The sequence below is a fragment of the Sorangium sp. So ce367 genome, assembly GCF_051520455.1.
Lineage (GTDB): Bacteria > Myxococcota_A > Polyangia > Polyangiales > Polyangiaceae > Sorangium > Sorangium cellulosum_B.
Map to the genome: position 1 here is coordinate 7,857,623 of NZ_CP150334.1, position 16,444 is coordinate 7,874,066.

Consider the following 16,444-nt stretch of genomic DNA (forward strand, 5'->3'; position numbering starts at 1 on the left):
GTGTAGCGAGTTGAGCCGCAACGCGCCGCTGGCGCCTCGGTTTTCAAAGCTCTTCCTATGCCCGATAGTCCGCGCTACCGCGTGCTGGAGGTGCTGCACCAAGGCGCAGATACCGTCCTTTACCGCGCGCGGCGCGAGGAGGACGGCCGACCGGTGGTGCTCAAGGCCCTGCGGCGCGACCACGCGAGCCCCCGCGCCCTCGGCAGGCTCCAGCACGAGCTCGAGGTCGCCAAGACGCTCGATTCACCCGTCGTCATCAAGGCCCACGGCATCGAGCCGTTCCGCGACCAGATGACCCTGGTCCTCGAGGACTTCGGCGGCCGCTCGCTCGACAGGCTGCTCGATGGCGACGGGCCGATGCGCCCGATGTGCCCGATGTCGATCGAGCGCTTCTTCCCCCTCGCCCTCCGACTCGCCGCCGCGCTCGCCGAGCTCCACCGACATCACGTCATCCACAAGGACATCAAGCCCCAGAACCTGCTCTACAACCCCGACACCGGCGAGGTGAAGATCACCGATCTCGGCATCGCCTCCCTCTCGCCACGCGAGGCCCATGAGCTCGCGCACGACGGGCTCATCGAAGGCACGCTCGCCTACATGGCGCCGGAGCAGACCGGCCGCATGAACCGCCGCGTCGACGAGCGGACCGACCTGTACTCCCTCGGCGTCACCTTCTACGAGATGCTGACTGGCGCCCTGCCCTTCCAGGCCAGCGATCCCGTCGAGTGGGTCTATTGCCACATCGCCCAGGCGCCCCGGCCGCCGCACGCGCTCGTCCCCTCGATCCCACCCCAGCTCTCCGCCGTCGTCCTCAAGCTGCTCTCCAAGGCCGCCGAGGAGCGTTACCAGAGCGCCCTCGGCCTGCGCCACGACCTCGGCACGTGCTTCTCACGGTGGCAGGCGAGCGGATCCATTCAGCACTTCCCGCTCGGACAGCGCGATCTCTCCGACCGGTTCCAGGTCCCGCAGCGGCTCTATGGCCGCGAGCGCGAGATCGAGGCGCTGCTCGCCGTGTTCGAGCGCGTGGTCGCGAACGGCCGGCCAGAGCTCGTTCTCGTCTCGGGCTATTCGGGCATCGGCAAGTCGTCGCTCGTCGCCGAGCTGCACAGGCCCGTCGTGCGCGAGCGCGGCGCCTTCCTCTCCGGCAAGTTCGAGCAATTCAAGCGCGACGTCCCCTACCACGCCTTTCTCCAGGCGTTCCGGGCGCTCTTGCGGGAGCTCCTTGGCGCGAGCGAGGAGCAGCTCGAGCGCTGGCGAGCGCGCCTCCGTGAGGCCCTCGGCCAGGACGGCGGTCTGCTCGCCGACGTGCTCCCCGAGCTCACGCTCCTCCTCGGCCCGCAGCCGCCCGTGCCCGAGCTCCCGCCCGCCGAGGCCCAGAGCCGGCTGCTCGCCGCGCTCCAGCGCTTCGTCGCCGCGTGCGCCCGGACGGAGCACCCCGTCGCCCTGTTCCTCGACGACCTGCAATGGGCCGACGCGGCCAGCCTCCTCTTGCTCGAGCAGCTCGCCACCTATTCCGGCTCCGAGCACCTGCTGCTGATCGGCGCCTACCGCGACAACGAGGTCGGCCCCGCGCACCCGCTCCGGCTCACGCTGGCCGAGGTGCAGCAGCGCGGCGCCGCCGTGTCCAAGCTCGTCCTCACGCCGCTCTCCGCCGCCCACGTCGGGGCGCTCGTCGCCGAGGCGGTCCATGCGCCCGAAGCAGAGGTCGAGCCGCTCTCGCAGCTCGTCCACGAGAAGACCGGCGGCAACCCCTTCTTCGCCCTCCAGTTCCTCATCGCCCTGCACGACGAGAGGCTCATCACCTTCGACGCCGAGCAGCGCGCATGGCGCTGGGACATCGCCGCCATCCACGACAAGGGCTTCACCGACAACGTCGTCGAGCTGATGGCCGGCAAGCTGAACCGGCTCTCGGCCCCTGCGCACGACGCGCTCAAGCTCGCCGCGTGCCTCGGCAGCAGCCTCGACCTCGCACCCCTCGCGGTGGTCGCGCGCCGTCCGGCGGAGGAGCTCCGCGAGGCGCTCGAGGAGGCCGCGCGGGAGGGGCTGCTGCTCCGCCGGGGCTCTGGTTATCGCTTCCTCCACGACCGCGTGCAGCAGGCCGCGTATTCGCTCATCCCGGCAGAGCAGCTCGCCGAGGTGCACCTCCGGATCGGCCAGCTGCTCTTGAAGGAGCAGCGCGCCGGAGAGCGCGAGGACGCGCTCTTCGACGTCGTGGGCCACCTCAACCGCGGCGCCGCGCTCCTCCGTTCTCAGGCCGAGCGCGACGAGCTCGCCGCCCTCAACCTCCGCGCCGGCAGGAAGGCCAAGGCCGCCGCGGCTTTCCAGTCCGCCGCCGCGCTCTTCGCCGCGGGCCTCTCCGTGCTCGCGCTGGCCTCCTGGGAAACGCAGCACGCGCTGACCTACGATCTGACGCTCGAGCGCGCGCACGCCGCGTACATCACCGGAGGCTTCGACGAGGCCGAGCGGCTCCTGCAAGAGCTCCTGGAGCGCGCGAGGACCAGGACCGAGACGGCCGCCGCCGTCGAGCTCATCGTCACGCTCCGCATGATCCGCGGGCAATCCGCCCGCGCCGTGGAGATCGGGCTCTCGTGGCTCCGCACCTGCGACATCGATCTTCCGCGCCTCCCCACCGACGCGCAGATCGAAGAGGAGACGAAGAGCGTCTGGCAGGCCCTGGGCGACCGGGCGATCGAGGACCTGATCCATCTGCCCCCCATGACCGACCGGGAGGTCAAGCTGACGATGGGTGTGCTGGAGGGCGCGGGCATCGCGGCGTCCTTCATGACCCCGAACCTGTACTTTCTCATCTTCCTGCGCATGGTCCAGCTCAGCCTGCGCCACGGCAACGCCGAGAGCTCCGCTGTCGCGTACACGTCGTTCGCGAGGATGTTCGGCCCGAGGTTCGGGCGATACAAGGAGGCCTATCGGTTCGGCAAGCTCGGCCACGACCTGGCGCAGCGGAGCGGCCGCCTCACCACGAAATCGATGGTGTTCGCCACCTTCGGACACCATGTCGTCTTCTGGACACGCCACTACCGAGAGACGACTCCGTACGGGCGCGCCGGCTTCGGCGCCGCGGTCGAGTCCGGCGCGATGAGCATGGCGTGCTTCAACTGCGTATGGGACGCGCTGTTCCACCTGCTCTCCGGCGAGGCGCTCGAGGACGTGCTCCGCGAGGTCGACGAGCGCCTCGGCTTCGTGCGCAGCGCGGGCTTCGCGTTCGCGCACGGCGCCCTCCTCAGCGCCCGCGCCACCATCCAGGCGCTGCGCGGGCGGCCGGTCCGCTTCGCGATGTTCGACGGCTCCGAGCTGGATCGTCCGGCCTTCGAGGCGCGGCTGCAGGAGGGAGCGCTGGAGACCACGCGCGAGTTCTATTACAGCTTGAAGGCGCAAGCGCTCTTCGTGCTCGGCGCGCCAAGGGAGGCGCTCGAGGCGGCGACCCGCGTCGTCGCCGAGCAACCCTTCTGGAACCAGCCGCACGCGCTCATGGCCGAGAGCTTCTATGTCCTCGCGCTCTCGCTCGCGGCCCTCGTCGACGCACCGCACGTACCGCACGCGCCGCACGCGGAGCGGGGTTCCCCGGGGCGGGAGCTCCCCGAGCAGCTGCTCGAGTGCGAGCGGCAGCTCGGCGCGTGGGCCAGGAGCGGCCCCGACAACTTCCTCCACAAACACGCCCTGGTCCGCGCCGAGATCGCCCGGCTCCGCGGGCAGGACGTGGAGGCCATGGGGCTCTACGAGCAGGCCATCTCCTCGGCGCGCGAGGGCGGCTTCGTCCAGCACGAGGCCATCGCCTGCGAGCTCGCCGCCCGGCTGTACCGCGATCGCGGCCTGTCCACGCCTGCCGACGCTTACCTGCAGAAGGCCCGCGCCGCCTACTTCCGCTGGGGCGCCCACGCCAAGGTCGAGCAGCTCGACCAGCGGTATCCCTTCCTCGTCGAGCGAAAGCCAATAGCCCCCACCGTCACCTTCGCCGTCCGCGCCGAGCAGTTCGACGTCCTCTCCGTCGTCAAGGCCTCTCAGAGCATCTCCGGTGAGCTCCAGCTCCCGCGCCTGCTCGAGATGCTCCTGCGCACCATGGTCGAGCACGCGGGCGCCGAGCAGGGGTGTGTCCTCCTGGTCCGGGGTGAGCGCCTCTCCAGCGCGGCGGTCGAAGCGCCGGGGGGCGCGGTCCGGATGCGCGACGCGGGCGAGGCGCCTTCGGCCGCCCTGCCGCAATCCATCCTCAACTACGTTCGCCGCAGCCACGAGCGCGTGCTGCTCGACGACGCCTCCGCCAGACACCCGTTCTCGGAAGACGCGTATTTCACCCGGAAGCGGCCGAGATCGGTGCTGTGCCTCCCGATCGTGCGGCAAACGCGGCTGCTCGGGCTGCTCTACCTGGAGAACAACCTCGTCACCGGCGCGTTCACCTCAGGGCGGCTCACCGTGCTCGAGCTGCTCGCGTCGCAGTCGGCCATCTCGCTCGAGAACGCCATGCTCTATACCGACATCGAGCAGGAGAACGCCGAGCGGCGCCGGGCAGAGCGCGAGCTCCGCGAGAGCCAGGCCACGCTGCAGGCCATCGTCGACAACTCCGCCGCGGCCATCTTCCTCAAGGATCGCGAGGGTCGGTATCTGCTCGTCAACCGCCAGGGCAGCAACGTCGCCGGCCAGCCGAGCCATCGGCTCCTCGGAAAGACCGACGCCGAGATCTTGCCTGCTGCGCTCGCCGAGATCATCGGCGATCACGATCGGCGAGTGCTCGAGTCGGGCGAGCCGCTCGAGTTCGAGGAAGAGGTGATGATGGAGGACGGGCCGCACACCTTCCTGTCGCTCAAGTTCCCTCTCGGGGATGACGTCATGCCCGGCGTGCTGTGCGGCATCTCCACCGACATCACCGAGCGCAAGCGCGCCGAGCTCGCCGAGCGCTTCCTGGCCGACGCGAGCCGCAAGCTCATGGCCCTCGGCTACGGCGCCACCCTCGAGAGCGTCGCGCAGCTCGCCGTGCCCGAGCTGGCCGATCAGTGCGTCATCGACGTGGACCTGACCCAGGACGCCCCGGGGCGGACGGTCACCGCGGTCACCGCGGGCGTGCCGGCCGAGCTCGCGGGCGCCATGGTGGACGCGCTGCGGGCGCTGGCAGCGACCTCGCCGGACCGCCCCGAGGTGGGCGACGTCCGCGCCGCGTCCCTCCTCGAGCCGCTCGGCGTTCACTCCTTCCTCCGCGTCCCGCTCCTCGCGCGCGACCGGCGCTTCGGCGTCATGACCCTGCTGGCAGCCGCGCCACGGCGCCGCTACGGCCCCGCCGACCTGTGGGTCGCCGAGGAGCTCGGGCTCCGTGCGGCGCTCGCCCTCGACAACAGCCGCCTGTTCGCCGAGGCCCAGGAGGCGATCGAGCGGCGCAACGAGTTCCTCCTCGTCGCCTCGCACGAGCTCAAGACCCCGCTCACCTCGCTCACGATGCAGGCCCACCTCCTCGCCCGGCTCCTGCCCCGCTTCCAGCGCGCCGAGGTCGCTCCCGAGCGCATCGACGCCGCGATCCAGGTCCTGAGCCGCCAGATCACGCGCCTCGGCCACCTGGTCAACGAGCTGCTCGACGTCACCCGCCTCAACGCCGGCCGGCTCACCCTCGCGCGCGCGCCCGTCGATCTGGCCGCCCTGACGCGTGAGGCTGTCGAGCGAATGAGGCAGCAGTTCGCGGACGCCCGCTGCCGCATCCAGCTCGATCTGGACGAGCCCGTGGTGGGCAACTGGGATGCTTCTCGCGTGGAGCAAGTCGTCATCAACCTCCTGTCCAACGCGATGAAGTACGGCGCGGGCGCCCCCATTCACGTCGTCGTGCGCGGCCTGGAAGGCCGCGCGCTGCTCGTCGTCCGCGATCACGGCATCGGCATCGCGGAGGCCGATCAGGCCAGGATCTTCGAGCGCTTCGAGCGCGCCGTCTCCGTCCGCAACTTCGGCGGCCTCGGCCTCGGCCTCTACATCGTGCGGTGGATCGTCACCTCCCACGGCGGCACCATCCGCGTCGAGAGCGCGCCAGGCGCGGGCGCTGCCTTCATCGTCGAGCTGCCTTTGAATACGGCGGAGGCAGAGACGGACAGCCAGGGCGCCCTGCTCCCGGAAGCGTAGGAGCGCGCTGTGTGCTCACTACCCGACTGCTGCCTCAGCCGGGCTGACGCGCCGCCGTTTGCTCGTGACGAGGCGCGGCGCTTTTGGCAGTGTACCGGGTTGAACGGCAACACGCCGCCGGCGCCCCGGCTTTCAAAGATCCTCCTATGCTCGATAGTCCACGTTACCGCGTGCTGGAGGTGCTGCACCAAGGTGCGGACACGATCCTCTACCGCGCGCGGCGCGAGGAGGACGGCCGGCCGGTGGTGCTCAAGGTCCTGCGGCGCGATCACGCGAGCCCCCGCGCCCTCGGCAGGCTCCAGCACGAGCTCGAGGTCGCCAGGGCACTGACGTCGCCCGTCGTCGTCCGGGCCTACGGCATCGAGCCGTTCCGCGACCAGATGACCCTGGTCCTCGAGGACTTCGGCGGCCGGTCGCTCGACCGGTTGCTCGATGACGACGGGCCGATAAGCCCGATGTCGATCGAGCGCTTCTTCCCCCTCGCCCTCCGCCTCACCGCCGCGCTCGCCGAGATGCACCGGCGGCACGTCATCCACAAGGACATCAAGCCTCAGAACCTGCTCTACAACCCCGACACCGGCGAGGTGAAGATCACCGATCTCGGCATTGCCTCCCTCTCGCCACGCGAGGCCCAGGAGCTCGCGCACGACGGGCTCATCGAGGGCACGCTCGCCTACATGGCGCCCGAGCAGACCGGCCGCATGAACCGCTGGGTCGACGAGCGGACCGACCTGTACTCCCTCGGCGTCACCTTCTACGAGCTTCTGACTGGCACCCTGCCCTTCCAGGCCAGCGATCCCGTCGAGTGGGTCTATTGCCACATCGCCCAGGCGCCCCGGCCGCCGCACGCGCTCGTCCCCTCGATCCCACCCCAGCTCTCCGCCGTCGTCCTCAAGCTGCTCTCCAAGGCCGCCGAGGAGCGTTACCAGAGCGCCCTCGGCCTGCGCCACGACCTCGACACGTGCTTTTCCCAGCTGCGCCAGCGCGGCGCCATCGACGCCTTCCCGCTCGGACTACGCGACGTCTCCGACCGATTCCAGGTCCCGCAGCGGCTCTATGGCCGCGAGCGCGAGATCGAGGCGTTGCGCGCCGCGTTCGAGCGCGTGGTCGCGAACGGCCGGCCAGAGCTCCTTCTCGTCTCGGGCTATTCGGGGATCGGCAAGTCCTCGCTCGTCGCCGAGCTGCACGGGCCCGTCGTGCGCGAGCGCGGCTCCTTCCTCTCCGGCAAGTTCGATCAGCTCAAGCGCGACGTCCCCTACCGCGCCTTCCTTCAGGCCTTCCGGGGCCTCGTGCAGGAGATCCTTGGCGCGAGCGAGCAGCAGGTCGAGCGCTGGCGAGAGCGCCTCCGCGAGGCCCTCGGCCAGAACGGCAAGCTGCTCACCGACATGCTCCCGGAGATCGAGCGCCTCCTCGGCCCGCAGCCGCCCGTGCCCGAGCTCCCGCCCGCCGAGGCCCAGAGCCGGCTGCTCGCCACGCTCCAGCGCTTCGTCGCCGCCTGCGCACGGAAGGAGCACCCCGTCGCCCTCTTCCTCGACGACCTGCAATGGGCCGACCCCGGTAGCCTCCTCTTGCTCGAGCAGCTCGCCCCCCTCGCCGGCGACGCGCACCTCCTGCTGATCGGCGCCTATCGCGACAACGAGGTCGGCCCCGCGCACCCGCTCCGGCTCACGCTGGCCGAGGTCAGAAAGCGCGGCGCAACCGTCGGTGACATCGTCCTCGAGCCGCTCTCCGCCGCCCACGCCGGGGCGCTCGTCGCCGAGGCGGTCCATGCGCCCGAAGCGCGGGTCGAGCCGCTCTCACGGCTGGTGTACGAGAAGACCGGCGGCAACCCCTTCTTCGTGCTCCAGTTCCTCATCGCCCTGCACGAAGAGGGGCTCATCACCTTTGACGCGGATGAGGGCGCATGGCGGTGGGACATCGCCGCCATCCGCGACAAGGGCTTCACCGACAACGTCGTCGAGCTGATGGCCGGCAAGCTGGAGCGGCTCTCGGTCCCGACGCGCGACGCGCTCAAGCTCGCCGCCTGCCTCGGCGGCAGCGTGGACCTCGACACCCTCGCGGTCGTCGCGCGAAGGCCGGCGGACGCGCTCCGCGAGGCGCTCGAGGAGGCCGTGCGGGAGGGGCTGCTGCTCCGCCGGGACAGCGCCTATCGCTTCCTCCACGACCGGGTGCAGCAGGCCGCTTATTCGCTCATCCCGCCTGGACAGCTCGCCGAGATGCACCTCGGGATCGGCCAGCTGCTCTTGAAGGCACGGCGCGCGGAGGAGCCCGATGAGACGCTCTTCGATGTCGTCGGCCACCTCAACCGCGGCGCCGCGCTCCTCCGTTCCCAGGCCGAGCGCGACGAGCTCGCCGCCCTCAACCTCCGCGCCGGCAGGAAGGCCAAGGCCGCCGCCGCCTACCAGTCCGCCGCCGCCCTCTTCGCGGCGGGCATGGGCCTCCTCGCGCAAGATCCCCGCGAGCGCTGGGAGACTCGGTACGATCTGGCCTATCCCCTGAGCCTCGAGCGCGCGCACGCCGCCTACGCCACCGGCAGCTTCGAGGAGGCCGAGCGGCTCCTCGACGAGCTCATGGCGCGCGCGAGGACCAAGATCGAGCGCGCCGCGGTCGTCGAGCTCGCCGTCGCCTTGCACGTGACCCGCGGGCAGTGCGCCCGCGCCGTGGAGCTCGGGCTCTCGTGCCTTCGCGCCTGGGACATCGAGCTGTCGCTCCCCGTCACCGACGCGCAGGTCGAAGAAGAGACCGAGAGCGTCCGGCAGGCCCTGGGCGGCCGGGCGATCGAGGATCTGGTCAACCTGCCCCCCATGGAGCACCCCGAGATCAAGGTGGCGATGCGCGTCCTGATGGGCGTGAACATCCCTGCCTATTTCGTGGACGTGAAGCTGCACTATCTGCTCCTCGTGCGCATGGTCAAGCTCAGCCTGCGCCACGGCAACGCGGAGAGCTCCGCCCAGGCGTACACCGCCTTCGCGCGGATGTTCGGCCCGCGGTTCGGGCGATACCGTGAAGCCTACAAGTTCGGAAAGCTCGGCTACGACCTCGCGGACAGGGGCCACGCCCTCGCCACGAAGGGCGCGGTGTTCACCCTGTTCGGGCAGCAGATCGTCTTCTGGACGCGCCACTACCGGGAGACCGGTCACTATGCTCGCCGCGGCTTCAACGCCGCGGTGGAGGGCGGCGACTGGAACAACGCATGTTACAATTGCATCTGGGCGGCGATGTTCCCGCTGCTCTCCGGCGAGCCGCTGGAGGACGCCCTCCACCTGACCGAGGACCGCCTCGCCTTCGTGCGCAAGGCCGGCTACGCGTTCGTCTATGACATCCTCCTCGGCGCCCGGCACCTCATCCAGACGCTGCGCGGGCGGCCGGTCCATTACGCGATGCTGGATGGCGCCCAGCTGGATCAGGCGGCCTTCGAGGCGCGGCTCGGCCGGGAGGGCGGGGTCGTCCCCGGCTGCTTCCACTTCAGCATGAAGGCGCAGGCGACGTTCCTCCTCGGCTCTCCCCGGGAGACGCTCGCGGCGACGACCCGTGTGGTCGTCGACTACGACTGGAAGCTCGATGCGTGTGCGCTGTATGCCGAGTGCTTCTATTATCGCGCGCTCGCGCTGGCCGCGCTCGTCGACGACGACCAGGACCGCGCCGCGGCGCCGTCACCCCGGCCGGAGCTCCCGGACGGGCTGCTCGACTGCGAGCGGCAGCTCGGCGAGTGGGCCGCGAGCGGCCCCGACAACTTCCTCCACAAACACGCTTTGGTCCGCGCCGAGATCGCCCGGCTCCGCGGGCAGGACCTGGAGGCCATCGGGCTCTACGAGCAGGCCATCTCGGCGGCGCGCGAGGGCGGCTTCGTCCAGCACGAGGCCATCGCCAGCGAGCTCGCCGCCCGGCTCTACCGCGATCGCGGCCTGTCCACGCCCGCCGACGCTTACCTGCAGAAGGCCCGCGCCGCCTACTTCCGCTGGGGCGCCCACGCCAAGGTCGAGCAGCTCGACCAGCGGTATCCCTTCCTCGTCGAGCGAAAGCCAATAGCCCCCACCGTCACCTTCGCCGTGCGCGCCGAGCAGTTCGACGTCCTCTCCGTCGTCAAGGCCTCTCAGAGCATCTCCGGTGAGCTCAAGCTCTCGCGCCTGCTCGAGATGCTCCTGCGCATCGTGGTCGAGCGCGCGGGCGCCGGAGAGGGGTACGTGCTCCTGCTCCGGGAAGATCGCCTGTCGACGGCGGCGGCGATCGCCGCGTCCGGAGGCGTTACGCGGCTGCTCGACGCGGGCGAGGCGGCGGCGGACGCGCTGCCGCAATCCATCCTCAACTACGTTCGCCGCAGCCACGAGCGCGTGCTGCTCGACGACGCCGCCGCCAGACACCCGTTCTCGGAGGACGCGTATTTCACCCGGAAGCGGCCGAGATCGGTGCTGTGCCTGCCCATCGTGCGCCAGGCGCGGCTGCTCGGCGTGCTCTATCTGGAGAACAAGCTGGTGGCCGGGGCGTTCACCCCGGGGCGGCTCACCGTGCTCGAGCTGCTCGCGTCGCAGTCGGCCATCTCGCTCGAGAACGCCATGCTCTACACCGATATCGAGCAGGAGAACGCCGAGCGGCGCCGGGCGGAGCGCGAGCTCCGCGGAAGCCAGGCCACGCTTCAGGCCATCGTCGACAACTCCGCTGCGACCATCTATCTCAAGGATCGCGACGGCCGGCACCTGCTCGTCAACCGCGAGGTGGGCCGCCTCCTGGGCAGGCCGCCCGAGCAGATCATCGGGAAGACGAGCACCGAGCTCTTCCCTTCCACGAACCTCGAGATCATCGCGGACAACGACCGGCGGGTGCTCGACTCGGGCGAGCCGCTCGAGTTCGAGGAGGAGGTGATGATGGAGGACGGGCCGCACATCTTCCTGTCGCTCAAGTTCCCTCTCGGGGATGACGTCATGCCCGGCGTGCTGTGCGGCATCTCCACCGACATCACCGAGCGCAAGCGCGCCGAGCTCGCCGAGCGCTTCCTGGCCGACGCGAGCCGCAAGCTCATGGCCCTCGGCTACGGCGCCACCCTCGAGAGCGTCGCGCAGCTCGCCGTGCCCGAGCTGGCCGACCGGTGCGTCATCGAGGTCGACCTCGCCCAGAACGCCCCGAGGCGGACGGTCACCGCGGGCGTACCGGCCGAGCTGGCAGACGCTGTGATGGACGCGCTGCGGCCCCTCGCGGCGACCTCGCCGGAGCGCCCCGAGGTGGGTGACGTCCGCGCTGCGCCGCTTCTCGAGCGGCTCGGCGTTCACTCCTTCCTCCGCGTCCCGCTCCTCGCGCGCGACCGGCGCTTCGGGGTCATGACCCTGCTGGCGGCCGCGCCGCGACGCCATTACCGCCCCGCGGACCTCTGGCTGGCCCAGGAGCTGGCGAGCCGCGCCGCGCTCGCCCTCGACAACAGCCGCCTGTTCGCCGAGGCCCAGGTGGCGATCGAGCGCCGCGACGAGTTCCTCCTCGTCGCCTCGCACGAGCTCAAGACCCCGCTCACGTCGCTCAAGATGCAGGCTCACCTCCTCGCCCGGCTCCTGCCTCGCTTGCAGCGCGCCGAGGTCGCCCCGGAGCGCATCGACGCCGCGATCCAGGTCCTGAGCCGCCAGATCGGGCGCCTTGCCCACCTGATCAATGAGCTGCTCGACGTCACCCGCCTCAACGCCGGCCGGCTCACCCTCGCGCGCGCCCCCCTCGACCTGGCGGCCCTGACGCGCGAGGTCGTCGAGCGGATGCACCAGCAGCTCACCGACGCCCGCTGCCGCACCGAGCTCGATCTGGAAGGCCCCGTGGTGGGCAGCTGGGATGCGACGCGCGTGGAGCAGGTCCTCATCAACCTGCTGTCGAACGCGCTCAAGTACGGCGCGGGGGCCCCCATTCACGTCGTCGTGCGCGGCATGGAAGGCCGCGCGCTGCTCATGGTCCGCGATCACGGCATGGGCATCGCCGAGGCCGATCAGGCCAGGATCTTCGAGCGCTTCGAGCGCGCCGTCTCCGTCCGCAACTTCGGTGGTTTAGGACTCGGCCTCTACATCGTGCGGTGGATCGTCACCTCCCACGGCGGCACCATCCGCGTCGAGAGCAAGCCGGGCGCCGGCGCCACGTTCATCGTCGAGCTGCCTTTGCACCCGGCCGAGGCGGAGTCGGAGACGGCGGCGGACGGACGAGGGGACCTGCTCCCACAGGCCTAGAGCGGCGGTCACCCGCTTCGGATACGGGCCCATCTCGACGTTTTCGGTGCTCAGCGCACTGGAGTGCGCTTCCGCGCCGAAAACGCCGATCTGGACCCGTCTCCTGTGCGAGTGACCGCCGCTCTGCGACGCTCGTACTAGGCTCAGCTGAAAACCGCTCTAGAGCGATTCGCGATTGGGTTTGGTACAGACCGTGCCCCTCGAGCTGGGCGTTGGCGGATCCCGAGCGCGACTTTTGCGAGGCGTGCGAGCCCGCGGCGCACGGCTCCGAGGCGTGCCCCTGCGCTGCGGTCTGGGACGAGGAGGTCGGTCGAGGTAACCCGCATGGCGGAACCAGCCTTCGGCGTCCTTCGGCGTCACCTGGTGGAGGGCCCTGTCCATCGCGTCGAGCACGCCCACCACGGTCCGCTGCCCAGCGGTGCGGAGGGTCTGCTTGATCTTGCTGCCACACTCTTCCACCGGCGAGAAATCCGGCGAGTAAGGCGGCAGCGGGTGGTAGTCGGCACCCGTCGCCTCGATGGCCGCGCGGACCTCGGGGTATAGATGTGGCTTGAGTCGATCCACGAGCACGATGTCGCCAGGCCGCAGCACCGGAGCCAGATATTCCTGGGCGTACGTCTCAAATCGAGGACGATTCATGGCGCCTTCGAAGACCACCGGCGCCACCACCCCCTGCAGCCCCAGCCCGAGCACCAGCGTCAGGTTCGGGTCCGCGTTCGCCGGCGCCTTGCCGTAGGCCCGCTGCCCGCTCAGGGCGTAGCCATAGAGCCGGGTCATGCCCAGGTTGGCGCCGAACTCGTCGACGAAGATCAAGCGGCGCGCATCTGTGGTCCCCGCCCAATTTTGAAAACTCGCGCGGGCCTGTTGAACGTCCGGGCGGTCTTGCTCGCTGGCACCCAACGTCCTTTTTTTCGGGTGATCCCCATCCGGTGCAGCGTACGGCTCATCGTCGAGACGCTGACGTGCACATGGTGACGCTGCTCCATCTGCTCGATCAGTTCCGCCAATGTCCGGTCGTTCTTCTCTTCCAGCAGCTTAATCAGTGCCCGCTCGTCCGTCTCGTCGAACTTCCGTGGCGTGCCGCCGCCGTGCGGACTCGGCGCGAGGTCGCCCGTGGCGCGCAGCTGCGTGAGATAGTTCTGCACCGTGTTCGGGGCGACCTCGAACCGCTCGGCCAGCTCCCGGATACTTCCTTCACGGTTCTGGTAGGCGTCGATGATCCGCTGCCGCAGATGGATGCTGTACGGGCCCATGCGGTAGGCAGCAGCATCAGCGATGCCACCGTCCCGCCCGACCATGCTCAGCTTGTACCAAGCTCAACTGCAAATCGCTCTAGCTCCGCGTCCCCCGGGTTCTCCCCTCGTCGCGGGAGGTGCAGGGCGGCGGGCAGGGGGCGCAGCGCCGACGATTCCGGGCGAGAGCGAGCGCGACGATGTGGAGTGGCGCTCCGGGCTCCGGGACGCCACAGTGGCCCCACGGTGAGGTCACGCTCCTCGGCAGCGCCGCTCTTCGTGATCTCCGCGGCGCTCGGCGGCAGCGCGGTCGCGCACGCCCAGCCGACCGCGGCGCCCTTGCGCATCGAGTACCGCGCGGAGGCTGGATGCCCGGCAGAGGCGGAGTTTCGTGCGCGCGTCGGCGCGCGCCTCCGGCGGAACATCGCGGAGACGGACGCAGCGAGCGCGTACGTCGTGATCATCGAGCAGCGCGATCGCCGCTTCATCGGGCGCCTCGGCGTCCGCGCGGCCGACGGGACGGCGTCCGACCGCGATGTCGCGGGGGATACCTGCGACGATGTCGTCGCCGCGCTCGCGGTCGTGACAGCGCTCGCCGTCGATGCCCAGGCCGGGGACGCCCCCGTAACGGCCGCCACACCCGCGGTTTCCACGTCCCCGAGCGCCGTCGCCGCGCCGCCTCCGCCGGTCGGTGCGCCGCCCGCTGGCGCCCCGCCTGCCAGCGCCCCGCCCGCTGGCGCCCCGCCGGCCGGTAACGCGCTGGCGCGGCCGCCGGCGCCGGAGCCCGACGCCACGACTCACCTGGTGCTCGGGGCGCAGCTCCTCGTCGGCCAGATGATCGGCCTCCCCTCCTTCGGCGCGCGCATCTCCGCGGAGCCGCCCCTCGCCGTCACGACCCGCGGCGTCGGCCCGGCGCGCTTCGACGCGGACCTCGAGGTGTCCTCCGACGTCCCCGTGGCGGGTGGCTCTGCATCGTTTCTGCGCGCGGCCCTCGCCGTCGACGCGTGCCCGCTCGGCGCATCGCTCGGCGTCCTGCGCCTTTCGCCCTGCGCGCGCGTCGAGGGCGGCCTCGTCTCGGCGAGCCGCCGAGGCGTCGCCCCCGCGCGCAGCGTGACGCGCGGATGGCTGGCGCTCGGCCTGCCGGTGCGCGCACGGCTGCCGCTCTGGGGCCCGTTCGTGCTCGACGCCGACGCCGGGGTACGCGTGCCGCTGCTGCGCGACGGCTTCTTCCCCGACGGCGCCGACGCCGGCGCCCGCCCGCCGCCGATCGAGAGCGTCGCGGCGCTCGGGCTCGGGTTGACGATTCCGTGATCCCGGCGCTCGCCTCCGAACATAGAAGCGGCAGGAGACGATGATCAGCGCGACTCGATCCCGACCCCCCGCGCGCGCAGAGGTGGTGCGCGACGCGGCCAGGACGGCGCCCGCGGAGCGCGCCGTGCAGCGCGCGCCGTCGCCCTCCGCGGAGCGCTACCGCGCGCTGGTCGAGGCGCATTTCGACTTCATCTGGCGCTCGTTGCGCGGGCTCGGCGTGCCCGCCGGCTCTGCCGACGACGCCGCGCAGCACGTCTTCCTGATCGCCTACCAGAAGCTCGCCGAGATCGCGCCCGATCGCGAGCGCTCCTTCCTCTTCGGGACGGCGCTGGGGGTCGCGGCGAACGCGCGCCGCGCCGGCGCGCGGCGACGCGAGCTCTGCGACGACGGCGCGATGGCGGCCGCGGCCGACGACGCGCCGAACCCGGAGCAGCTCATCGAGATGAAGCAGGCGCGGGCGCTGCTCGACGACGTGCTCGACGCGATGGAGGAGGACCTCCGCGTCGTCTTCGTCCTCTTCGAGCTCGAGGGCGTCCCGACCGAGGAGATCGCCGCGATGCTCGGCCTCGCGAAGGGCACCGTCGCTTCCCGCCTCCGCCGCGCGCGAGAGGACTTTCGCGCGATCGCGAGGCGCGTCCAGGCGAGGGCGCTGCACCGGGGAGGCGAGCGATGACCGATCCGAAGCCGCTTCGAGACGAGGAGGCGACCGAGTTCGAGCGCGCGCTGCTCCGCTCGTGGAAGCAGGAGTCTCCGTCCTCGTCGGCGCGCGCGCGCGCGCTCGCCATCGCCGGGCTTGCCGCGGACGGGGCCGCAGGGGGCGGGGCCGCAGGGGAGACAACCGCCGCGCCCGCTCCGTCCGCCGCGCCCGCGCCGAAGGCGGGCGCCGGCAAGCTGCTGGCGCTCACGAAGTGGGGCCTCGGGGCGGTGATCGGCGTCGGCCTCCTCGGCGCGGGCGTCGCGCTCCTCCGGCCGTCGGCGCCTCCCTCCGCGGCGGCACCGTCGAGCGAGCCGCAGGCCACGCTCACGCCGCCCACCGCCATCGAGCCGCCGGCGGCGAGCGCGCCGCCGGTCGAGCCCGCGCCGGCTCCCTCCGGGCCCGTGACGCGCGCGCCGCTCCCACTCCAGGCGAGCGCCCCGCCGATCCCAGCGCCCGCCGCCGCGAGCCTGCCGCGCCCGAAGAGCGCCGCGCCGCGCGCGGGATCCGCTCGCGGCGCGCCGAGCGACGCGCTCGGCGCGCAGGCCGCCATCGACGCGCTCGGCGAGCAGGTCGCCATGATCGATCGCGCGCGCGACGCGCTCGCCGCCGGCGACGCGGCGGGGTGCCTCGCGGCGCTCGACGCCCACGACAGCAAGTTTCCTCGGAGCGCGATGGGAGAGGAGGCCACCGTGCTCCGCGTCGAGGCGCTGATCCGGCTCGGCGATCGTGCCCGTGCGGCCGAGCTGGGCCAGCGCTTCCTCGCCTCGCGCCCGACGAGCGCGCATGCCTCGGGCGTGCGCGCACTCCTCGGCGCGGCGAAGGAGCCTTGATCGAGCGGCGCGCACGCGCGCCTCGCGCGGCCTGCTCGCCCGCCTGCGCAAACGTGCTTTCGAGGGCGCCGGAGA

General features: G+C 71.4%; 7 protein-coding genes. 5 read left to right on the forward strand and 2 right to left on the reverse strand.

Annotated elements, in window-relative coordinates; genetic code table 11:
- Window positions 1-57: 57 nt before the first annotated feature.
- Window positions 58-6,108 carry an AAA family ATPase gene (locus WME97_RS29655; protein WP_437542330.1) on the forward strand — a complete coding sequence of 2,017 codons (6,051 nt, stop codon included), beginning with the start codon at window positions 58-60 and terminating at the stop codon, window positions 6,106-6,108.
- 146 nt (window positions 6,109-6,254) lie between these two features.
- Window positions 6,255-12,299 (forward strand): AAA family ATPase, encoded by a 6,045-nt coding sequence (locus tag WME97_RS29660; protein WP_437542331.1) that lies wholly within the window; start codon window positions 6,255-6,257, stop codon window positions 12,297-12,299.
- 159 nt (window positions 12,300-12,458) lie between these two features.
- On the opposite strand, the gene WME97_RS29665 is transcribed toward WME97_RS29660, so the two are convergent.
- Both WME97_RS29665 and WME97_RS29670 read right to left on the reverse strand, forming a co-directional pair.
- The gene (locus WME97_RS29665) at window positions 12,459-13,112 is read right to left on the reverse strand and encodes a transposase (protein ID WP_437542332.1); all 654 of its coding nucleotides are present in this window, start codon (window positions 13,110-13,112) and stop codon (window positions 12,459-12,461) included.
- Entirely contained in the window at window positions 13,109-13,597 is a 489-nt protein-coding gene (locus WME97_RS29670) for a helix-turn-helix domain-containing protein (RefSeq protein ID WP_437541932.1), read from the reverse strand. Before WME97_RS29670 ends, WME97_RS29665 begins: the two co-directional genes overlap by 4 nt.
- Before the next feature lie 180 nt (window positions 13,598-13,777).
- Here WME97_RS29670 and WME97_RS29675 point away from each other — a divergent pair, with 180 nt between their 5' ends.
- From WME97_RS29675 to WME97_RS29685, 3 genes are read left to right on the forward strand one after another with little or no spacing between them, the layout of a single operon-like run.
- A complete protein-coding gene (locus WME97_RS29675; RefSeq protein ID WP_437542333.1) occupies window positions 13,778-14,842 on the forward strand; it encodes a hypothetical protein in 1,065 nt (354 codons plus the stop codon).
- A gap of 40 nt (window positions 14,843-14,882) precedes the next feature.
- Complete coding sequence (locus tag WME97_RS29680; RefSeq protein ID WP_437542334.1) at window positions 14,883-15,515, forward strand: RNA polymerase sigma factor; 633 nt, start codon at window positions 14,883-14,885, stop codon at window positions 15,513-15,515.
- Entirely contained in the window at window positions 15,512-16,369 is an 858-nt protein-coding gene (locus WME97_RS29685; protein ID WP_437542335.1) for a hypothetical protein, read from the forward strand. Before WME97_RS29680 ends, WME97_RS29685 begins: the two co-directional genes overlap by 4 nt.
- Window positions 16,370-16,444 lie beyond the last annotated feature (75 nt).